We start from the raw sequence: 21421 nt of genomic DNA on the forward strand, positions 1-21421 counted from the left end.
GGCGTCGTCCTTGTACTTCTGGCTATACCTCTTACGGTCGGTCATTGTGAAGAAGGGCTCCTAACAAGCTGTCTCACAAAACCATACGGCCGCAGTCGCTCGGGGTCGCGGGCAACGTAATGACAGCGGCCCCCACGACCATCACCGAAACAAAACGGGGGAAGCTTTGGACCAACGTCCGACACATCACACTGGAAAGCCAACGGCACTGTCCGTCGTCCACCTTGTCCTCAGCCTCTGCGCCTTGGCGGCAACAAGCGCCGCGGCCATCCTGTGGAATCCGATCGACACAGACTTCATCACCCGCGCCGACAACGCGGGGTGGGACGTGACCATGCTCCTGCCTCACCAAATGGAACTCTCGCTCCTCGTCAACGCGTCAGTTCTCATAACCTTTGTCCTCGTCGTGACCGCGTCCTATGGAGTGCTGGCATCACGCCGGCGGGCCAAAGAATCACACGGAGCAAACGCATGAGCTACGAGCGGCACCTGACCTTCAACCTCAGAATGCGTGGGTTGTCCGAACCCGAGATCGCCGAAGTACTCGACGAGGTGCGGGCGCATGAGGCCGCCGCAGGGCATCCCGGTGACACCGAATTCGGCACGGCCGAGGACTACGCGAAGCAGTTCCCCAAGAAGAAGAGGCGGACACGGGGAGCCACCATCGTAATCATCGGGGGAGTATTGACGATCGCCTACCTTCTCTTCGCGATCCTCCTCGCAATCCTCTTCAGAGTAGACATTCGAGAGTACGTCGGCCCGGTCACGCTCTGGCCGGGGCTCGTGGTGATCCTGGCTGGTACCTTGGCTGGATTCCTTACCGATTACTTCCAGCCAGCCCGGCGCTCACGAGCCCGCTAGGACTCCCCCAAACGGGACGTTGACAACGCGCCAATCAGAGCTGCGATTTAACCGCCACTTACCGCCAACAGTCACACATTCTGAGACTTCGGAGGGGTGTGTCGAACCGCAGGATCATCGACATTCCTGCCACCACCCGAACACCGGCACGATCGTCTCAGTAATGGATCCCTCAGCGATCACGTCCTTCGAGACCGGGACCGGTCGCGAGGGACTCGCCTCCCGGAGGGCTGGCCGCCTCGGCAGGGAACCCGGGCAGACCGTCGATGCTCCGCGCGTTCTTCCCGGCGCGGTACTCGACCATGCCGTCCGCGCCTTTCTTCTCGGCCTGCAAGCGGAGAAGGTCACGCTCGCCGGTCATTTCCATGACCGGGACACCCCAGCCACACGAGTCGCTGATGCGGGTGACGTCTACCGTGATGACCGCTCGGGTGCTCGGGTGCTCGGGGTGAAGTGCCACTACCTCTTCGAATGTTGCCTCACCCGGAAGGAACACCGAGCCTCGACCGTGTAGGCGAACGATGCGGGGACGGCTACCGAACGAATTGAACATGAGGCACACGCGGCCATTTTCTCGGATGTGTGCGATGGTCTCGACGCCGCTGCCGGTGTAGTCGACCCAGCCGACCCGGTGGGCGCCCAAGACAGAAAACGAGTCGTGGCCACGGGGAGACATGTTTACATGCCCGTCTGCTCCAAGGGGCGCGGTTGCGACGAACCACATGGGCTGTTCCTCGATCCACGACTTGAGGTTCCTGTCGATGGAATCGAAGATTTTGGCCACGGTCAAAGCATAGTACGTCGGATCGGGTCCACTCGGTTCCGTCCCGATTGGGATCCTATCGGGCGGACATACGTGAACGTCTTGCGCATCGGTAGGCTAGGTCCATGGCGTTGGGGGACGCGGCGCAGCCGCAGGCAGTTCAGTCACACAGGGTGGTCCTGGACGCTTACGCGTTCATCAAGGGCTGGTTGATCGCCACTTCGCTCTGGGTAGGCCTATTGCTGCTCTTGGTTGCGGCAAGCTACGGCGTGCCCGCCGCGCGATACGGCACCGACGCCGGCCACGTGTGGGGCCTTCTGGGCATGGTGGTTTTTTATGGCTTCGGAGTTTCTCTGGTGTTCGCGGCGCCACTGGCCTGGGTCTTGGCCTACCTTCTGCGTCCAGTCCGGAATCAAAGGATCCACATCGGGGCCTTTTTCGCGGTGCCCACCCTAGCGTTCTGGCTGCTGGGGAGCGTCCTCGGTCTCGGCTGGCAGCCCTTGCTGCTGATCCCGTGGGCCACCGTTGGCGCAGCGGCAGCGATCGGCCGTTGGGCGGTCCGCAAAGACGTCCTTTCCTCGACTTCCGCAGCTGCCCCCACCTGACCGCCCGGTGAAGGATCCCTAACCGGGCGCTCGATCGTTCATGTCAGTGGGGTACTACAACTATCTGGACGTCGTCCTCGTAGAGTATCTTTCCCGGAGCATCCGAGTAAATGACGTGCCAACCGACGTTATATCGGAGCAGAAGATCCGTGTAAAACGCCACTCCGTCCAACAAGTGCGTGGCCTCGCACTTGAACCAAGACTGCGCGGTTGGGTTGACCGCGCGGTCATAGATTGTTTCGTCCACCGTTGAGGGATCGGCGTACGCCGAGTCGTAGTCATTATTTGCACGACGCCATGATGCCCAGTCTGAGGCGCTAAGTCTGCCGGTGCTTGCGAGGCCATTGGCGAGAGCGAATATCCCCGGGTAGCTTCCTCGGGCGTTGGGCAAGCTGGACTGATAGCGCACATACTTCGGGTTCATGCTCACAGCCAACCAGATTCGGCGTCCGGAATTTTTCAAGTCGGTTGGTACCAGGGGGAGTTAGGCTGCTAGTTTTTCGGTGTTTTCCTTGGGTTGGTTGATCCATGCGGGCCCGGGCAGGGACAGTATTTTGGGGTCGGTGGTTTTGGTGAAGCGGTTGGGATGTTTCGCTCGTGCCGCGGCGAGGGTTTCGGAGCGTTGCTTGGCGACGCCGGCGGCGAGCCTGTAGTGGACGTTGGCGGGCGTGTGGAAGCCGATCCCGGAATTCTGGTGATGATGGTTGTACCAGTCCACAAACTCACTGATAAAGGCCCTGGCATCGCCGAGGGAAGCGAAGCGTTCGGGAAACATGGGCCCGTATTTCATGGTCTTGAAGAGGCTTTCTGAGTACGGATTATCGTTGCTCACGCGGGGCCGGGAATGTGACCGGGTGACCTCCAAATCTGCCAGCAACGCGGCCACAGTCTTGGACGTCATCGAGGTCCCCCGATCCGCGTGCACCACCTGCGGGATGCCGTGGATGCCGAAGATTTCCTTCATCATCTCCACCGCCAGAACCGCGGATTCGCTGGCGTGCACGTGCGCGCCGACAATGAAGCGGGAGTGGATGTCGACCATCATGTAGCAGTCGTAGTATTTGCCCTTCACGGGCCCGGCCAGCTTCGTAATGTCCCACGTCAGCACCTGGCCCGGGGCAGTGGCCACAAGCTCGGGAACGGCCCGGGGAGGGTGCTTGGCCAGGCGGCGGCGTTCCTTGACCTGCTTGTTCTGCTCCAACACCCGGTAAAACGTTGACAACGAGCCCAGATAGATGCCCGCATCCAGGAGCTTCGCATAGACCTGCATCGGTGCCAGGTCCACGAACTCCGGGGCGTTCAACGCCGCCAACACCGCAGCCCGCTCGGCAGGGCTGAGCTTGTTCGGTGGCGTCACCGCCGCCGTCTCCCGGGGCGGGGCCGGCTTGCGGTACACCGTGGTGCGTGAGATCCCGGCCAGGGAGGCCGCCTGCCGGGTGGGGACCTGTTGTTGGCGCAGGCCGTGGTAGGCGGCCATCAGCTCTTCTTGGACTTCGGCTCGTCCGGTGATTCCTGAGTGGCGTTCTCTAAGAACGCCGAGAGTTTTTCCATGATTCCCAGGGCTGCCTCGGATCTTTTCAACCGGCTCTCACTCACCTCCAGCTGGCGGCGCAAACGCGCGATCTCGGCCTGGTCCTGGGAGAGTTTCCCGATTGTTTCCCCGGGCTTCTTGCCCGCCAAGACGCCCGCGTCACGGAGCCGGCGCCATTCAGTCATCTGCGAGGAATACAGGCCCTCACGGCGCAGGAACGCGCCGCCTTCATTGGACTCGATGGCGGCCTCGTACGAGGCCAAAAATTCAAGCTTCTGCGCGGGGGTGAACGACCGACGAAGGCTCGGTCCACCGGCACGCGGTCCGGGACTGTTCATAGGACCATCTTGGCCTACGGCACTCAAAACTGGGCTAGACATAATGATTAGATTCCTGGTTCTCGCCCCACGCGATCAAGCGGACTTGCTATGACCCAGTGGCACCGTTCCAGCCTGACACGTAGGGGTCCGGTAGCCCATCCCTTATCGAGACAGTAGGCGGTCCAGGGCAAGGGCTGCCCGGCCTCATAGCCTGCAAGTCAGAGCGGCCGCACGCTCCTGACGTGACCACTCCAAGCTGCTGCGGATAGGCACTCTCCCGGAAGCAGCGATCCAACCGACCACGGCCTACCCTGCATCATTTGACCGGTAGAAGCACCGGAGGAGTGGCAGCCTCCGCCGCCAGCTCCCCCGGTCGCCGCCATGACAAGGTGCGCCTCCATCACCCTCAGCCACGAACCCCTTTGTCCCGGCTCGGTACAGTAGGTAAACTAGGACAGCCATAATCCTCAGGACCAGGACCAGGACCAGGACCAGGTCTCACCTGCACGTCAGAGATCACCTAGGCCCCTGCCGCGGATCCGAAGCCGGCTACCTCCACCTCCGACCCTGCCGCTGAAGAGGCGGCCCTGACCCATGCTGCATCCCCCGAACAAGGACCGGCCACCCGGTGTTTACGGGGATGAAGGCTGGATGGCCCTTCCCGGCGCCTAGGCCGATCGGGGTTAGGAGTACGGGAAGGCTGCGGGGCCGACGTGCCGTCGGCCCCGGTTGGATCCGAGACGCGATCGGCGCGGCCGTAGCCGCCGAGTTTTTCCACCGCGAAGTCAAGAAGAGCCGAGGCACGCGGCGTGAGGTTCATGTCCTCAGGCCAGATCCCGACCACGTGCGAGACCGTGACGGGTGGGTCGAGGGGCCGCCTGACTACCTGCCGGCCCTCGGTGCTCATCGGGAGCCTGTTGGGTCGTGACATGAGCAGGCCATAGCCCACGCCGCGGCCCACGAGCGCCTCGACGAGGTCCGTCTGGCTGACACGGGCTTCGATCCTGGGTTCAAGACCGCGCGCGGTGAATGCATCGGTGACGTTGACGGTGCCGGGGGTCGCCTCATATTGGATGTAGGGCTCGCTGGCGAGATCCGCGAGGTCGACGGCGCTGGCCGACGCGAGCGGATGGCTCGAGGCGATGGGTTTTCTCCAGATCGTGTTGGCGGCACTCGGGAAGACACGCAATGAATCAGGATTCACCCTGCTGCAGTGAGCAGAGAGCGGTGCATAGTGGTCTGCATCAGGATTCCCCCGAATACGAGACTGTGCCGAAGCGGCACGGCTCCGGTGACCTGAAAGCTAAGCCGTGGCCGGTCGAGGTGTCCGCACATTCCTGTCTATAGGCAGGTATGTGCGGGCATTAGGCCCAAAACTACTTGTTTTCCCTGCTCATAGATCACTTTGGGGTGAGGAAAGATGTCGCAGTGAGGGATCCTCCAGCGGACAGACTCGGACGTGTCTACAGCTGCATGCTGAGGACTGTCCGGACGGGGATGTTCCCGCCTCGATCATCAGCGACGCGATGCATTCCGATTTTCTCAGCTACCCGCTCAGAAGCTCTGTTATCCGGATGGATGATAGCTATCAGTTCGGTGGCTTCAATATGTTCTCGGGCGTAGTCGCGACAAGCAGTGGCTGCTTCTGTCGCGAACCCCTGGCCCTGTAGGTCGGAGCGCACGTGGTACCCGACCTCAAGCTTCTGCGCGCCGTTCACCGGCTGCCAGGTCAGGCCGCAGTCGCCTATGAACTCTCCGTCATGTGTCTCGACAATCCACAGGCCGTACCCGTGCTCCGCGTAGTTCTCCTGGTTCCAATGAATCCAGCTTGCTGCTTCCTCCTGAGACTTGGGTGCAGGGTAGAAGCGCATCACCTCGGGGTCTCCGAGCAACGCGGTCATGTTGTCGAGGTCGACATCAGTCATCTCACGGAACTGCAATCGATCAGTCGGTTGTGGCGTTAGCATCCAATGACTCTATTTCCAGTGCGTGGCTAGGGCCCGCAAGCCGAACGCTCTGCGGGACAGATCAGTCACCAGGGCGTGCCCCGAAGATCGATGTCACCGTTCGGCCACTCGCTCGCATCACGTTTTGCGGAGCAGATGAGGTTCGGACCGCCCTGAGACACGACGACGGACGTCTGGTCTACACGAGACAAACAACGTTCTGCGGCGTAGACCTCAACCCACCCCGCCGACTCATAGAACGGCACGACTTCCCTTCGACAGCCAAGAAAGCCAAAGTCGACCCCGGTTTCATCACGCATCACCTTTTGAGCGTGTCGCAATGCTCGCCCGCCGAGACCCGTACCGCGTGAGCGCTCACCGACCAAGACACCTCCCGTGCCGGCCACCATGACTTCATCTGTGCCCACTGAGATCAGGCGACGTTGAAAGCCCACATGTGCAGCCAACGCTTGCCCACGGAACGCCAGTACGTGACTGTCTGCGGGTGAATAGCCGTAGGGCGCATCGGGGTTCCATGGGCCAAATTCGTTCCGGTACTCACTATTGAAAAGGTTCTCGAGCGCACCAAGTTCCGTTGTAGTGAGGTCGACGTGCCGTCGCACTCGAACGATTTCATTCATAGTTGGAGCATATGTCTCAGCCACCACTGATCCCGGGCCGATCCATGCCCGTAAGTCGATCGGCTTACGGGCACCAGGGTGACATTTAGCGCCGCGAAAACACCGCCATTTATCGCTGCGAATCACATGCTAGTACGGAACATGTCTCGCTGACCTGTCTTGCAACCCTCGGTTTGCAAGACAGCGGGAGGGCTCGGCTTGTCGGCTGATAGGGAGACAACGTCAAGCTGAACGGTGATTGTTGGCTCTGATCCATCGTCCCCACCCTCGCGCTCATTCCTCGCTGCATGGGGGGGTGGTGGCGCTGGGGTGTGCGTGAGCTTTCGAGAGCTGACGTCGTCTTTTTCTTCAGCCGGCGCTCCCCTCTGCTGGTCCTCCCCAGGGTGCCCCATGGTTTGGAGGCAGGCTTCCCTGACTTTGGCCACGAGCAGTGAATCGGTCATTTCGTTGCTGCAGATCAGGCTGAGGCGGGAGATGGCGTTGGTGTCTTGGATATCCAGATATGCCAGTCCGGGGATGACAAAGGCGCGGAGGGATTCGGGGACCACCGCGATGCCCAGGTGCGCGGCCACGAGCCCGAGGATGGTGGGGAATTGGACGGCCTGCTGGACGATGTCGAACTCGACATCGACGGCATGGAACAGTGCAGCGATGTGGTCGAAAAGCCGCGATATCCGGTCCCTCGGGAAAGCGATGAACTTCTCCCCCTTCAGCTCTTCAAGCCCGACCGACGTGCGGGACGCCAGATGGTGGTCAGTGGCGACGGCCACAACGAGGCGTTCGTTTTGAAGGAGTGTCGCGCTGAGGCCTGGAGCGTTCCGGACTTCCCGGGCTATTCCGGCGTCCAGTGTGCCGGCGGCAATGAGGTCAACCTGTGCATCCGTTGTTTCTTCACGCAGCTCAAGGTCTATGCCGGGCCATTGCGCTCGGAGATACCGGACCACCGGCGGCACGGCCGAGATAGCTGCTGAGGAAACGAAGCCGAGCCGAAGCCGGCCGATTTCCCCGTCACGGGCCTGCCGAAGTGCGGCCGTCATGGCCCCGTACTGACCCAGGACTTTCCGGGCGTGCTTCAGAAGGAGCTCGCCGTCCGCGGTGAGCTGCACGTTACGCGAGTTGCGCACGAACAGCTGGAGTTTGCATTCCTCTTCCAGCTTGCGGATCTGCTGGCTCAGCGGAGGCTGGGCCATGTGCAGCCGTTCGGCGGCGCGGCTAAAGTGCAGCTCTTCCGCCACTGCGACGAAAAGCTCCAGACGTCTCAGGTTCATAAAACCAAGACTAAACGAATATTGATAGGCGTCAAATAGATACTTCAGTGAACAGGCCCGCGGGTCTACCGTTGATCGTGAGGACAGTCACAGATCAACGCAATAAGAGGTTAGAGAATGCCCGTAATGACCAAGACCGCCAGTAGTTTCATCAACGGCGCATGGGTGGAGGGGACCGGCGCGTCCGCGTCCCGTTTCAACCCGGCGGCACCGGATGAAACGGTCACCACTTACCGCCAGGCCGGTTCGCCGGAGCTGGAACAGGCGATTCAGGCTGCTGCTGCAGCGGCACCGGCATGGGACGGTCTGGGCATTTTGGCCCGGGGCCGGATCCTGTCAACTGCTGCGGCGCTGATCCGGGAACGGGCCGAAGACATTGCCCGGGCCATGACAGCCGAACACGGCAAGACACTGGCGGAGTCCAGGATGGAGGTCGAAGCCTCCGCCGATACGTTCGACTACCACGCCGGATCTGCCCGGAATCCTGTCGGCACTGAATACCCTTCAAGCCATCCTGACGAGCGGATCCTCACCGTCCGCAGGCCCCTGGGTATCGTCGGTGTGATCACGCCCTGGAACTTTCCGCTGCAGATCCCCGCCTGGAAGATCGCACCGGCGCTGCTGCACGGCAACACGGTGGTCTGGAAGTCCGCCAGCCACACCCCCGGCGTCTCCGTCCTGCTCATGGAAATCCTTGCCGCCGCGGGTGTTCCGGCCGGCGTAGCAAACCTGCTGCTGGGACCTGGCCCGCTGGGCTCTGAACTGGTTTCACATCCGATGGTAGCCGGCGTGACGTTCACCGGGTCCGTGCCGGTCGGCCATCACATCCGCTCCATCGTCTGCGGCCGCGGAGCCAAGCTGCAGATGGAGCTCGGCGGACACAATGCGACACTCGTCCTTCCCGACGCCGACGTCGAGCTGGCGGCCAGCAGCGCCGTCAACGCTGCCATGGGCTCCACCGGGCAGAAGTGCACCGCCACGCGGCGCATCATCCTTGTCGGAGACGGCCACGAGGACTTCCTCGCGCGGCTGAAGGAAACGGTCTCAGCACTGGTCCTGGGTCCGGGCATGGACCCGGCAGTCCAGATCGGTCCTGTCGTTTCCGGCTCGGCACGGGATGAAATCACCTCCGCAATCAGCCAAGCCGTCGCCGAAGGCGCCGACATTCTGGCCCAGGCCACGGTGCCGGCCGGCGGCGGACACTATGTTCCACCGACGGTGCTCACCGGCCCGGCGTCCATGACCATCTGCAGGGAAGAAGTGTTCGGACCCGTCGTCACCGTCCTGCGGGCAGCCACCCTCGATGGGGCCATCGAGCTGGCCAACAGCACAGACTTCGGACTTACCGCGGCAGTGTTCACCAGCGATGAGCGCGCCGCCAGGCGGTGTGTCACCCACCTGGACGCGGGGCTGGTGAAAATCAACGCACCCTCGACCGGCTCCGAGCTGCACGCACCCTTCGGCGGCATGAAGGACTCAACGTTCGCCGGGCCGCGGGAACAGAACAGCGCCGTCGCTGCCGCCTTCTTCACCCACGAAAAAACCGCGTACCTGCGCCTGGCCCCGGAAAAGGCATGATCATGACTCTCCAGGACGAACGCACCATGGACACACTCCGGTCCCCCCACGACGTGCTCTCCGGCACCGACATGAACGGCGCCTGGGCGACACGGCACTCGTTTGCACGCTCGATGCTCCGCCGTGCAGCCTCACACCGCTGGACTTTTGCCAAGACGCGTCTGGACCTCGACGAGCAAGGGTGCGGAACGGCGGTCTACACCGTCCACGCCGAAGGCGCGGAACTGAACTTCATCGCCTTTTCCCGGACGTTGGATGAGAGCGAACGCACCGACCGGGTCATCGCCGACGCCTGGGACGTCACGGCCGCCCTCATCGAGGGCGAACTGACCCCTGAGCGCGAAGCGGGCCTGCGCCGCAACGTTCCGGTCCAGGAACGCGGCCGCGTCGATCCGGACACCATCATCCTGACCCGGGCCAACCGCAGCGCCCGCTTCTTCGACTACGTCAGCGACTGCCTCGCCAACGGATCCCAACCCGACGTCGCAAAGATCGGCCCCAGCCCGTACCTGATCCGCAGCACAGCCTTTTACGGCAACGGAAAATTCGGGCTCAAGGAATTCGCCGACATCCCCGCCGGCCACCCGCTCTCCGTTCCCTACCGTTCCCAGATGCTCACGGCGTGGCTACTGCGCGAACTCAGCATGGATATGGTCGAACACGTCGCAGGGGCCAAGGCCGCAGCCGCCGGCACCCTCGCGGTACCTCTCGACAGGAACTGGGGTACCTACCTCGGGCTGGGCAACGCCACCGGCCTGGGAATGGTCCCGTTCGTCATCAACCACCCCGGCTATCTCGATGCCTGGTGCCGGCTCCGCGAGGTTCCCCTCGCCGCAGGGCTCAGCACCAGCTACGCGCCGGACCACCCGGATCTTTGCCGCATCGCGGAACTGCTCGTCAAAGCAGACCGGCATCTGGAAGAAAAAAACGAGCTCAGCACAGCCCCGTTCCTGCCAACAGATCGGATCCGGCCCCAGCTGCAGCAGCTCCTGGGCGAACTTCAGTCCTTCATGGCCTCGGGGGAGGAACCGGGCCCTGTGCTGGCTCGACTACATGAAAACGCCGCCGGACTCAGCCCGGAAGTCCGCGGCATCTTTGCTTCCATCGTCATCGAACTCCGTACCGACTTCGACGATGAAGCTGAGGCCCTGCTCACCCTCACCGGCTACGCACCGTTCGATCCTGCCATGCGCTGCCATGAACTGCAGGACATTGTGGGGCAGAACTACGGCTGGGCGCGAAGCTACGACTTCACGAACCCGGAGCGCACGAGCTACTACTGGTACTCATCTGCAGCCAACGAGGAACCCCGCCGGGCGCTGCGAACCGGTCTGGCCCCCGGCGCCACTGAGCACTGCACCGACATTGCACGCCGGATCAACGCACTCGCCGCCGATCTGGAGCGGTTCCCTGCCCACCGCACGCTCGCTGACTTCCTCCTGGCACACCCCGTCCACCGGTTTGCTGCAGTCCGCATCCAGCAGACCCGTCCCTACCTCTACGGCGAACTCCGGGACAACCTGCTCGACGCGAACTTCCTGCCCCTGAGCACCCAGCGCTTCCAGCTGGCCACGTATGGCATGAATAACTTCAGCCCCCAGTCAACGGACTGGCTTCGAGTCACCCTGTTCAGCGGCGCCCCACGCGCCGCGGACATCAATCAGGGAACCGACGACGACGACTGGCTCTTCCCCCTCGCACCGGAAGGACCAAAACAATGAGCCTCCACGAAAAAACAACCGTCGTGGACGGACTCCAGATCAGTAACTGGAGCCGCCCGGTCCTGGAGGAACTTCGCACCGGCGGGGTGAGCGCCGTCAACGCCACGTGCGCCGTCTGGGAAAACGCCGCAGACACACTCCGCTCCATCGGCCAATGGCTTGAAGTGGCCAACCGCAACCCGGACCTTGTATTTCTCGCCACCTCAGGCGCCGACATCGAGGCCGCCAAAGCACAGAACAGAATCGCCGTTTTCCTCGGATTCCAAAACGCCAGCCCCTTCGAAGACGACTACCGGTACGTGGAAGTCTTCCACCGCCTCGGGGTCCGGATAGCCCAACTGACCTACAACAACCAGAACCTCATCGGCGGCGGGTGCTTCGAAACGACGGACGCCGGACTTACCCGCTACGGCCAGGTGGTAGTGGAAGAGATGAACCGCGTCGGCATGCTCATCGACCTCTCCCACGTCGGGTACCGGACCAGCCGCGACGCGATCGAGGCCTCCGCCGTCCCGGTATCGGTCACCCACTCCAATCCGCTCTGGTTCCACGACACCCCCCGGAACAAGCCCCACGAAGTGATCCAGCCGCTCGTGGACAGGGGCGGCGTTATCGGCTGCTGCCTCTACCCCACCGTCAGCGGCGGCGAACACGTCACCATCGAAAAATTCTGCGGAATGATCACGCGCATGGTCGACCAGTACGGGCCCTCCCACGTCGGCATAGGCAGCGACTGCACCAGGGGTTGGGACCAGGAATTCGTCGGCTGGCTCCGCAACGGCCGCTGGCAGCCCACCGACCCCCGGAACGCACCCGCATGGCCCGTATGGCCCAACTGGTTCACCGGCCCCCTGGACTTCCCCCGACTCACCGACGGGCTTGTCACCGCCGGCCTCAACGACCACACCATCTCAGCGGTGCTGGGCGGAAACTGGACCCGCCTCTTTAGCGAGGTCATGGACACCACGAAGGAACACGCCCATGTCTGACACCATCACCGGGAACCACCGCGCCAACGCAACCAGGCTCCCCGCATCAGTCACCGTCCAGCCCCGGGAAATCACCGAAGCGGCCTTCCGGGCCCTGTGCGCAGCCGGCGCCGACCCGGCAGAAGCACAGGAAGGAGCCCTCGCGGTCCTGCGCGCCGAAGCCGACGCACAGACTGGCCTCAGCCTCTTCCTGCTACTCCTCGAAGGGGACTGGGCACAACCGCACCACCCTGCCAGAGCAGAGTCCAGTTCCTGGGACGGCGGCACCGTCCGCGACCTCTGCCCCCCGGAACAGCCAGGGCTGCGGACAGCGCTTCAGCTGCTGGACCTGGCCTGCGACGGACCGGCCGACGAAATATCCGTGGCCCGCACCACAGCTCCCATCCCCCGCAGCCTGTGGAACGATCTGCTCCTCCGCCGGACCGCTGAGCTTCAACGCCGAATCGTCGTCGCGACATCCCCACCCGCCAACGGCAACCCCGACGTCGACGCCGGCACCAACTTTCTGACCGTCCGGAACGGCACCGCCACCGCCACCGCCACCCTGCCCTCCGAAGCGCTCACGACGCTGGTGTCCCAACCTGCAGACCCGCGCGCAACGATTGTCATCAGCCTTCCAGGCGGCTCCCAGCCCGACCCGCAAGACATCTCCGTTCCCTCGAAACCCCTGAAAGTCCGAGAAGACCAATGGCATCAGATGTATCAGTTGTCCCGGAAGTTCCTGGTGCCGGGCGCATGAACCCCATCGCCCGCACCCAGTTCTCCGACGGCAAACCCCGCCCCTACTCAGCCTCCGCCGCCGCCAACGGCATCATCTTTCTCTGCGGCCAGGTCCCAACCGGCCCCGACGGGACCTGCCCGCCGGACATCACCGGACAGGTAAGGCAGGTCTTCGAAAACCTGGAACAGGCCCTCACCGCCGCACAATCCGACCTGTCCAGCCTGCTCAAACTTACCGTCTACCTCGCGGACCTGGACGAGTTCGAGGACTACAACGCCGCCTACCTCACCCGGCTCAGCGGCCACCCCCTGCCTCCGAGGACCACCGTGCAGGTTGCCCGTTTCCGAGGCGAGAAGCGCATCGAGATCGATGCAGTCGCAGCCGTAACAGCCTAACCGGACAACGGTCACGGATCTGTTGGGTAACCAACGTCGCTTTCCCTCTTCTCAGATCGGAACCATCATGCTCTCCCAAGCACCAGCCCCTTCCTCTCAAATGACCATCGATTCAGCACCGCTGAACTCTTTCCATAAACGCCTGACCCTCTTCAGCTCCGGCGGACCCTTTCTCGACGGCTACATCCTGGCGATCATCGGAATCGCCCTGGTCCAGATCATTCCCAGCTGGCAGATGAATGACTGGTGGAACGGACTCATCGGCGCCTCCGCGCTGATCGGCGTCTTCCTCGGCGGCCTCATCTTCGGAAACATCACGGACAAAATCGGCCGCAAGCTCATGTACACCATCGACCTGGTCGCCATCATTGTCTTCTCGATCATGCAGTTCTTCGTCCAGGAACCCTGGCAGCTATTCCTCCTGCGGCTCCTCATCGGAATCGCCGTCGGCGCCGACTACCCCATCGCCACAGCCCTCGTCGCCGAATTCGTCCCCGCCAACTGGCGGGCCCGGCTCCTGGGGGGCCTGAACGCCATGTGGTTTGTCGGCGCCACAGTGGCGGCCTTCGTGGGCTACTGGCTACTCTCACTCGAGGACGGATGGCGCTGGATGCTCGTGTCCTCCGCCGTACCGGCCGTGATGATCCTCATCGCCCGCGCCACCATCCCCGAATCCCCGCACTGGCTCGTCGGCAAAGGGCGCCACCAGGAAGCCCTGGACATCCTGCGGAAAACCATCGGTGAAGGCGCAACACTGGACGGAATCACCGCCCATGACCCCAACGCAGCCAAACTCAGCACCAAAAAAGCCTTCGGACTGGTCCTCACCGGCGGATACCTGCACCGCGTCGTCTTCATCTCCATCTTCTGGACCTGCACCATCGTGACCCTGTTCTCCATCTACGCCTTCGGACCCCAGATCCTGGCCCTCTTCAACCTCCAGTCCGGCGACGAGGCCAACATAGGCTACGGCCTGATCAACCTGTTCTTCCTCGTCGGCAACGTCGTAGCCCTCCTCGTCGTGGACAAACTCGGCCGCCGCCCGGTACTCATCTGGGGATTCATCCTCTCCGGTGTCGGGCTGGTATTCCTGGCCCTCTTCCCCAACGCGCCCCTGGCCCTGATCGCCCTCGCCTTCGCCTTCTATGCCATCTTCAACGGCGGCCCCTCCATCCTGGAATGGATCTACCCCAACGAACTCTTCCCCACCAAAGTCCGCGCCACAGCGGTAGGCTTGTGCACCGGAACCAGCCGCATCGGCGCCGCAATCGGCACTTTCGCCACCCCGCTGGCGCTCACCCACCTGGGACTCTCAGGAACCATGTGGATCGCCGCTGGCATCGCGCTTGTCGGAGCAGCAGCAAGCTACTTCATGGCCCCCGAAACCAAAGGCCAGAACCTGGAAGAAGCAGCCGCGCTCCACGCCTAAGCCACACCGCCCTGCGGCCCCCAATTCAGACACAGTCGCGGGGGCAGCCTGATCCCCTAGGACAGGCTGCCCCCGCGACGCTTAATCTCCGGAAAGACCCCTCGAGGAACCTATTCTGCTCCGTGAGGAATCATCTAATGCCAACGCCGAATTCACGTTAGATGAGCGTTCCCAGGGCCAGGATCATCGGCCCGCTGGTCCAGGGCGGCATTACCTGCCGAGGAGGTCCAGGGCGGCAGACGCGATCGAGTCGACGTCGATCCCGTGGATCCCGTACGCCTCCTCAAGGCTGGAGGATTGGCCGAATTCGGTCACGCCCAGGTTGCGGATCCGGTCCCCTCGGGCGCCGGCCAGGAAGGCCAGCGTGTGCGGGTGCCCGTCCAGGACAGTGACCAGCGGGGCGGGGTGCGCGGCTGGGAACAAGGTCTCCACAATGGCGCTGCGTGTTGAATCCCCCACGGAGTGCCGCTCCTGCATAGACGCAAAGACCAGCTCAGGGCTGGTCAGGCACACGACGCCGGCCGCGATGCCCAGCCTTTCCAGCTTTGCGGCTGCGGTCAGCACCTCGGGCATCATGGCGCCCACGCCCACCAGGGTCACCTGCTCGGTCCCGGCATGGTGCGGGGTGATCCGGTAGCCGCCCGCCAGAGCCTGCTGCCGGCGTCGTTCCAACAAAAGCGGGTCCTCCGGCAGGGCGGCCAGAGACTGGTCCACCGGCTTGGTGGAAAGCCGGAAGTACGCGCTGCGGCCGCCGGGGCGCCCGATCTGGTTCATGGCGTGCAGCAGGCACCATTCAAGGTCCTGGGCAAAGGCCGGCTCCCAGGCCGTGCAGCCAGGCTGCTCCAGGCCGATCGACGGCGTCGTGATGGACTGGTGCGCGCCGCCCTCCGGGGCGAGCGTGACACCGGACGGGGTGCCGATGAGAATCGACTGGCCGCCGGCGTAAATTCCGTACGACCACGGCTCGAGGGCGCGGCTGACGAAGGGGTCGTAGATGGTGGCGATGGGGATCAGCGGCTGGCCCCACCGGCTCCACGTGGCGCCCAGCTCGCCGGCCAGGCACACCAGGTTCACCTCGGCGATGCCCAGTTCAATGTGCTGGCCCGAAGACCCTTCCGTCCACTTCAGGAGCCGGCCGGCGTCGTCGGCAAACCAGTCGCGGCGCTCCCCCACGCTCCACACGCCCGTCTTGTTGATCCAGCCGCCCAGGTTCGTGGAGGAGGCCACGTCCGGGCTGAGCGTGACAATGCGTTCGGCCGCTTCCGGGGCGCCGCGCTTGATGTCGGAGAGGAACCGGCCGAGCGCCGCCTGGGTGGACAGTTGTGCCTTGTACGCCCACGGCAGCGAGTCCGGCAGCTTCTTGATGGTGTTAGTCGCCGGTTCCCCGCGTTCCAGCCTCTTCGCTGCGGCGGTGCACGCCGCGGCTTCATCGGTGCCGTTGGCAAAGCGCTGCCACGGCGCAGCCAGGCCCATGCCGGAAAGCTCCGCCAGCTCCTCCATCTGCAGGCGTGTCAGTTGGGCGGAATGGTTGTTGGGATGGCCCTCGGTGGCGAGGCCGCGGCCCTTGACCGTATAGGCAAACAGGACGGTGGGCCGGCCCGGGTCGATCTGCTTGTACGTTTCCAGCAGCATGCCGATGTCGTGTCCGCCCAGGTCGCGGATCGCGGCCGAGAGTTCGCGGTCGCCCAGGGTGGCGACCAACTGGTCAAGGCGGGGGTCCGGCGCTTCCCCGAGCAGCCGGCGTCGTACATCCTGGGGAGGTGTGCGCAAAAGGCGCTGGAATTCCTCATTGGGCATGTCCTCAAGGCGCCCGCGCAGCTGTTCCCCGCCGGGCTGCAGGAACAGCGACTGCAGGCGGCGGCCCCACTTGCAAGTGAGGACCTGCCAGTCGGCGGCCGCAAACATGCCCTGGAGCCGCTCAATCTGGACGTCGGGGATCACACGGTCCAGGGACTGGCGGTTCAGGTCAACAATCCACAGCAGCTCGCCGAGCTGGCGCGCGCCGGGGTCGGTGATGGCCTCCCAGATGGCGCCCTCGTCCAGTTCCGCGTCGCCAAGCAGGCTAATGAAGCGGCCGGCCTTGGGCGTTTCCGGGAAAGTGTCGCGCAGGTAGCGGTGCGACATGGCAGCCCACAGGGGCGCGGTGGCGCCAATGCCCACGCTCCCGGTGGAAAAGTCGACGGCGTCCGGGTCCTTCGCGCGGCTCGGGTAGCTTTGCAGGCCGCCCTTGGCGCGCAGGGTGCCCATGTACTGCTCATCCAGCTTCCCCAGGAGGTAGTTGATGGAGTGCAAGACGGGCGAGGCGTGCGGCTTCACCGACACCCGGTCCAGGGCAGTCAGCTCGGAAAACCACAGCGAGGTCATGATGCCCACCATGGACGCACTGGAAGACTGGTGGCCTCCCACCTTCACACCGGACGTGTTTGCCCGGCCGCGGTTGGCGGCATCGATCATGGCCGAGGACAGCCAGAGAACCCGCTGGGCGATGGAATCAAGGACGTCCCCGTCCAAGGTGGCCGCTGCCGAAAGCGGGCGGCCGTTCACCGCGGGTTCTTCGGCCCCGGGTTCGACGTCGGTCAGTGCGGTCATGATCCATCCCTCCAGCAGGTTCTGTTGTGGCCGTTGCCCCGCGGCGCCGTCGGCACGGGGCAGGTTTGCTTTAGCGGAACAGGCCGCTGTAGGCGTTCAAGGCCAGCTGGCCGCCAAGGTGGGCGTACAGGACGGTGCTGGTCTCGGGAATCTCCTTGGTGCGCACCAGCTCGATGAGCCCGGCCATGGACTTGCCCTCGTAGACCGGGTCAATGATCATGCCCTCCAGGGAGCCCGAGAGGCGGATGGCCTCCATGGTGGATTCCACGGGGATGCCGTAGAAGTCGCCGGCCCAGCCTTCCATGACGTTGATCTCGTCGTCGCGCAGCTCGCGGCCCAGGCCGATCAAGTCCGCGGTGTGCCGGGCGATCCTTGCCACCTGGTCGCGGGTCTTCTCGATCGTGGCGGAGGCGTCGATGCCGATCACACGGCGGGGACGCTTCTGCCCGGCAAACCCGGCGATCATGCCGGCGTGCGTGGAGCCGGTGACTGTGCAGACCACAATGGTGTCGAAGAAGACGCCCATTTCCTGTTCCTGCTGCTCCACCTCGTAGGCCCAGTTGGCAAAGCCCAGGCCGCCCAGATGGTGCTCGGAGGCGCCGGCCGGGATGGGGTAGGGCTTGCCGCCTTCGTCCTCCACGTCCTTGATGGCCTGTTCCCAGCTGCTGCGGATGCCAATGTCAAAGCCGGCCTTGTCCATGCGGACGTCAGCGCCCATGATGCGCGAAAGCTGGATGTTGCCCACGCGGTCGCTTAGCGGGTCCGGCCAGTCAACCCAGTTTTCCTGGACCAGGCGGGCCTTCATGCCGATCTTGGCGGCGACGGCAGCCACCTGGCGGGTGTGGTTGGACTGGTGCCCGCCGATGGATACGAGTGTGTCCGCACCCTGGGCAATTGCATCCGGGATGATGTATTCAAGCTTGCGGGTCTTGTTGCCGCCAAAGGCCAGGCCGCTGTTGCAGTCCTCGCGCTTGGCCCAGATCTTGGCGCCCCCAAGGTGCTCGGTAACGCGGGGCAGGTCGTGGATGGGGCTGGGGCCAAAGGTCAGCGGATAACGCTCAAAATCGGTGATTGCCATTTTGCTGGTCCTCAATCTTGGTGGGAGTGCCGCGGATCACACCGCATGCCGTTATGCAATATATTGCATGCCCTCGACGCATGGTGTCAAGCCTTCCGAACAGGACCTCCCGGCGGGATACGATCATTTGCATGCCCACACCTGCCCCCGATGGCATCCACAAGCGCTCCCTGCTGCGCGACGACGTCTACGAATCCATTCGGGACGCAATAGTCGACGGCACCTTTGGGCCCGGGGAGCGCCTGAAGGACCCGGAGCTCGAGGCGTGGCTTGGCGTGAGCCGGACCCCCATCCGCGAGGCCCTGCTGCGGCTGGAGCGGGCGGGACTGATTGTTGCCCAGCCCGGACGGGCCACCATCGTGACACCCGTGGACCCGGCATCGACCATCAGCGCCCAGCAGGTGGTGGCGGCCATGCATGAACTGGCCGCCCGGCTCGCCGTGCCCTCGGTGACGGGCCATCAGCTAGCCGCCATGGCCGAGGCCAACAGCAGGTTTGAGACTGCCCTGGGGGACGACGACGTCGAGCTCGCCCTGGCCGCCGACGACGACTTTCACTCAGTCTTCATCGGCGCGTGCGGCAATGAAATGATCCCGGACGTCCTTGAACAGGCCCTTCCCCTGCTGCGCCGCGTGGAACGTCAGCGGTTCGGCTCGCGTTCCGGGCGGCACTCAGTGACGGTGCATGCGGAGATCATCCGGCTCGCCGGCATGGGCGACTCCGACGGCGCGGCGCTGGCCAGCCGTGAAAACTGGCTCTCACTGGGGACGGAAAAGCCCGACGCAGGCTGATCGCGGGCGCAGGTCACGGCTCCGAGAGCGAGTCGCGAAGGACATCAATATATGCCGCAACGGCCGATAACCCTTTCTAGTACTCGTTGCCGGGGGCGAGGGAAACAAAAATGCCGGGTAAGGGCGGCTGGCCCTTACCCGGCATTTGTGGGTTCTGCGGGTTAACCGCGGCCGTCTTCGGGGCCGTCGGTGTCCATATGTTCCTTGCGGATGTCCTCATCGACGGTGACCTCGTCGGTGACTTTTTCCGTGCCGATGCGGATCCGTTCGACCGGGACGTTCTCCTTGTGGACTATGAGTCGTTCCTCATAGAGGATGACCTCGTGCTCGTCGTCGCTGTCCGGGCCGCTCAACGCCTCGCCGCGGTTTTCTTCCGTGATCGGCTCTCGCTCGATCCGGATTTCGTCGCGCTGCACCGGCACCGTCTTGGTGACGTTTTCCGTGGTGACGTATTTGCGCAGGCGTGCCCGGCCGGTGGCTTGCTGTTCAGCACCCACGTTCGGGCGTTCCTCGGCACGGGTCGTGGTGTCGTCGGTGGTGCGCCCGGAGGTGTCGTACCCGGCGGCGCCGGTGGCTGGCTGTTCAGCCCCCACGTTCGGGCGTTCCTCGGCGCGGGCCGTCGCGTCGTCGGTGGTGCGTCCGGAGGTGTCGTACCCGGCGGTGCTGGTGGTGCCGGGGACTTGCTGTTCAGCCCCTACGTTCGGGCGTTCCTCGGCGCGGGCCGTGGTGTCCTCGGTGGTGCGTCCGGAGGTGTCGTACCCGGCGGTGCCGGCGGCGCTGGTGGTGCCGGGGGCTTGCTGTTCAGCGCCCACGTTCGGGCGTTCCTCGGCGCGGGCCGTGGCGTCGTCGGTGGTGCGTCGGGAGGTATCGTACCCGGCGGCGCTGGGGGCGCCGGTGGCTTGCTGTTCAGCGCCCACGTTCGGGCGTTCCTCGGCGCGGGCCGTGGTGTCCTCGGTGGTGCGTCCGGAGGTGTCGTACCCGGCGGTCCCGGTGGTGCGCCCGGAGGTGCCGGTGGCTTGCTGTTCAGCACCCACGTTCGGGCGTTCCTCGGCGCGGGCCGTCGCGTCGTCGGTGGTGCGCCCGGCGGTGTCGTACCCCGCGGTACCGGTGGCGCTGGGGGTGCCGGTGGCTTGCTGTTCGACACCCACGTTCGGGCGTTCCTCGGCGCGGGCCGTGGCGTCGTCGGTGGTGCGCCCTATTCCGAGCTGGTAGTGCTGGTAGAGCCGGTCTTCCTCTGCAGGCTCCAGGGGCCGATCGGAATCGATCCGGGGGGCGTCCTTGACTTGGTCTTTGCTGTAAGGGACGACGATGTCATTGCCCTCTGTCCGAGCGCCTTCAAGGGGCACGAAGGATTCAGACATTCCGAACAGTCCGGTCCTGACGGTCACCCAGCTGGGCTGTTCGTTCTCGTTGTCCACGAAGGCCTGGCCGATGGATCCGATCTTTTCGCCGTCCTGCGAAAGGATACTTCCGCCTTGGCTGAGCAGACGGTCAATTTGTTCCTTGGTGAGCATTGTGACTCCTTGGATCCTTTGAATGTTGGAATCGTGCGTCCGATCGGGAGCCTGTGATGGACTACCGGACCGGTACCGGGCAGACCGCCTTTAATGCTGACCGGTGTTTTGTGAGTTCGTGGCGGTGCGAACCGCCCAAGGGGAGGTCGGACCCCGGGGGAACCGCATATCGGGGTCATCACGGACTCCACGATCACCGCGCTGGAATTGCCACGACGATCCTTGGCAGAAACGCGATGATCGCGGCCAGCGGCAGACTGAACGGTTTGGGCCGAAGGCGCCGGGGTCGAACCGCAGCACTGACAGGACCAGCACTGGCAGGACTAGGACTTGTGTGTAATGGAAGTTTTTGGAACTGGTGGCACTCGCCATCGGTGAGGATTTGTCGATTGCTTTGTTGATGCCGCCGCGCCTCATCGGACGGCCAGGGCCCACTCGGTGCAGCACCTGGGTCCGAGCGCTGGAGTCCGCCTTCGCGGCCGGCAGCCAAACGGCCAGGACGATCAGGAGCGGGGGGAGGAACGTTGTCATTACCGCCAGCCCGGCTTTGAGCGAGTGGAGAATCTCCAATGGTGTTCGCCGCCCTTCGTGCAGGAGGCTGGGACCGTTTCCGTCGCGCAGGTGAAAGTCTTCCTGTGCACTACGCCGTTTTTTTACCATAAGGCAGCCTATTTGGGAAGC

General features: G+C 64.0%; 20 protein-coding genes. 10 read left to right on the forward strand and 10 right to left on the reverse strand.

The window, feature by feature from the left end; genetic code table 11:
• Positions 1-244: 244 nt before the first annotated feature.
• Together ABIB26_RS20035 and ABIB26_RS20040 are read left to right on the forward strand one after the other, a co-directional pair.
• Positions 245-475 (forward strand): hypothetical protein, encoded by a 231-nt coding sequence (locus ABIB26_RS20035; RefSeq protein ID WP_354247215.1) that lies wholly within the window; start codon positions 245-247, stop codon positions 473-475.
• A gap of 41 nt (positions 476-516) precedes the next feature.
• Complete coding sequence (locus tag ABIB26_RS20040; RefSeq protein ID WP_354247218.1) at positions 517-861, forward strand: hypothetical protein; 345 nt, start codon at positions 517-519, stop codon at positions 859-861.
• A 172-nt stretch (positions 862-1033) separates the two neighbouring features.
• Here ABIB26_RS20040 and ABIB26_RS20045 read toward each other — a convergent pair whose 3' ends face one another.
• Complete coding sequence (locus ABIB26_RS20045; RefSeq protein ID WP_354247221.1) at positions 1034-1645, reverse strand: pyridoxamine 5'-phosphate oxidase family protein; 612 nt, start codon at positions 1643-1645, stop codon at positions 1034-1036.
• Between the two features lie 104 nt (positions 1646-1749).
• On the opposite strand from ABIB26_RS20045, the gene ABIB26_RS20050 reads away from it, so the two are divergent.
• Positions 1750-2229, forward strand: coding sequence for a hypothetical protein (locus ABIB26_RS20050; protein WP_354247224.1), 480 nt, complete (start codon positions 1750-1752; stop codon positions 2227-2229).
• A 43-nt stretch (positions 2230-2272) separates the two neighbouring features.
• On the opposite strand, the gene ABIB26_RS20055 is transcribed toward ABIB26_RS20050, so the two are convergent.
• The 6 genes from ABIB26_RS20055 to ABIB26_RS20080 all read right to left on the reverse strand — a co-directional run bounded on the left by ABIB26_RS20055 (position 2273) and on the right by ABIB26_RS20080 (position 7935).
• Positions 2273-2653: a hypothetical protein gene (locus ABIB26_RS20055; protein ID WP_354247227.1), complete on the reverse strand. Its 381-nt coding sequence runs from the start codon at positions 2651-2653 to the stop codon at positions 2273-2275.
• A gap of 60 nt (positions 2654-2713) precedes the next feature.
• A protein-coding gene (locus tag ABIB26_RS20060) for an IS3 family transposase (RefSeq protein ID WP_354247229.1) occupies positions 2714-4098 on the reverse strand; the annotation gives its coding sequence in 2 pieces (ribosomal slippage) (positions 2714-3780 and positions 3780-4098; 1386 coding nt in all).
• Between the two features lie 502 nt (positions 4099-4600).
• Positions 4601-5269, reverse strand: coding sequence for a LysR substrate-binding domain-containing protein (locus ABIB26_RS20065; protein WP_354247231.1), 669 nt, complete (start codon positions 5267-5269; stop codon positions 4601-4603).
• A gap of 274 nt (positions 5270-5543) precedes the next feature.
• Positions 5544-6047 carry a GNAT family N-acetyltransferase gene (locus ABIB26_RS20070; protein WP_354247234.1) on the reverse strand — a complete coding sequence of 168 codons (504 nt, stop codon included), beginning with the start codon at positions 6045-6047 and terminating at the stop codon, positions 5544-5546.
• A gap of 65 nt (positions 6048-6112) precedes the next feature.
• Positions 6113-6667: a GNAT family N-acetyltransferase gene (locus tag ABIB26_RS20075; protein WP_354247236.1), complete on the reverse strand. Its 555-nt coding sequence runs from the start codon at positions 6665-6667 to the stop codon at positions 6113-6115.
• 122 nt (positions 6668-6789) lie between these two features.
• Entirely contained in the window at positions 6790-7935 is a 1146-nt protein-coding gene (locus ABIB26_RS20080) for a LysR family transcriptional regulator (RefSeq protein ID WP_354247239.1), read from the reverse strand.
• 126 nt (positions 7936-8061) lie between these two features.
• Between ABIB26_RS20080 and ABIB26_RS20085 the strand changes: the two genes are divergently transcribed.
• The 6 genes from ABIB26_RS20085 (at position 8062) to ABIB26_RS20110 (ending at position 14768) form a co-directional block, all read left to right on the forward strand.
• A complete protein-coding gene (locus ABIB26_RS20085) occupies positions 8062-9513 on the forward strand; it encodes an aldehyde dehydrogenase family protein (protein ID WP_354247241.1) in 1452 nt (483 codons plus the stop codon).
• A gap of 2 nt (positions 9514-9515) precedes the next feature.
• On the forward strand, positions 9516-11234 hold the full coding sequence (locus ABIB26_RS20090) for a hypothetical protein (protein ID WP_354247244.1): 1719 nt from the start codon (positions 9516-9518) through the stop codon (positions 11232-11234).
• On the forward strand, positions 11231-12223 hold the full coding sequence (locus ABIB26_RS20095; protein WP_354247245.1) for a membrane dipeptidase: 993 nt from the start codon (positions 11231-11233) through the stop codon (positions 12221-12223). The genes ABIB26_RS20090 and ABIB26_RS20095 overlap by 4 nt, the downstream gene beginning before the upstream one ends.
• Positions 12216-12962 carry a hypothetical protein gene (locus ABIB26_RS20100; protein ID WP_354247247.1) on the forward strand — a complete coding sequence of 249 codons (747 nt, stop codon included), beginning with the start codon at positions 12216-12218 and terminating at the stop codon, positions 12960-12962. The genes ABIB26_RS20095 and ABIB26_RS20100 overlap by 8 nt, the downstream gene beginning before the upstream one ends.
• Positions 12959-13339 (forward strand): RidA family protein, encoded by a 381-nt coding sequence (locus ABIB26_RS20105; RefSeq protein ID WP_354247250.1) that lies wholly within the window; start codon positions 12959-12961, stop codon positions 13337-13339. The genes ABIB26_RS20100 and ABIB26_RS20105 overlap by 4 nt, the downstream gene beginning before the upstream one ends.
• Positions 13340-13439: 100 nt before the next feature.
• Positions 13440-14768: an MFS transporter gene (locus tag ABIB26_RS20110; RefSeq protein WP_354247252.1), complete on the forward strand. Its 1329-nt coding sequence runs from the start codon at positions 13440-13442 to the stop codon at positions 14766-14768.
• A gap of 210 nt (positions 14769-14978) precedes the next feature.
• Here ABIB26_RS20110 and ABIB26_RS20115 read toward each other — a convergent pair whose 3' ends face one another.
• Together ABIB26_RS20115 and ABIB26_RS20120 are read right to left on the reverse strand one after the other, a co-directional pair.
• Positions 14979-17357 (reverse strand): thiamine pyrophosphate-binding protein, encoded by a 2379-nt coding sequence (locus ABIB26_RS20115; protein ID WP_354247255.1) that lies wholly within the window; start codon positions 17355-17357, stop codon positions 14979-14981.
• Positions 17358-17427: 70 nt separating this feature from the next.
• A complete protein-coding gene (locus ABIB26_RS20120) occupies positions 17428-18435 on the reverse strand; it encodes a 1-aminocyclopropane-1-carboxylate deaminase (RefSeq protein ID WP_354247257.1) in 1008 nt (335 codons plus the stop codon).
• Positions 18436-18566: 131 nt separating this feature from the next.
• Here ABIB26_RS20120 and ABIB26_RS20125 point away from each other — a divergent pair, with 131 nt between their 5' ends.
• Complete coding sequence (locus tag ABIB26_RS20125) at positions 18567-19226, forward strand: GntR family transcriptional regulator (RefSeq protein WP_354247260.1); 660 nt, start codon at positions 18567-18569, stop codon at positions 19224-19226.
• A 161-nt stretch (positions 19227-19387) separates the two neighbouring features.
• Here the strand turns inward: ABIB26_RS20125 and ABIB26_RS20130 are convergent, their stop codons facing one another.
• Positions 19388-20740, reverse strand: a complete 1353-nt coding sequence (locus ABIB26_RS20130) for a YsnF/AvaK domain-containing protein (protein ID WP_354247263.1) — start codon at positions 20738-20740, stop codon at positions 19388-19390.
• Positions 20741-21421: the final 681 nt, after the last annotated feature.

Source organism: Arthrobacter sp. UYEF20, from assembly GCF_040546335.1.
In the GTDB taxonomy this organism is placed as follows: Bacteria; Actinomycetota; Actinomycetes; order Actinomycetales; family Micrococcaceae; genus Arthrobacter.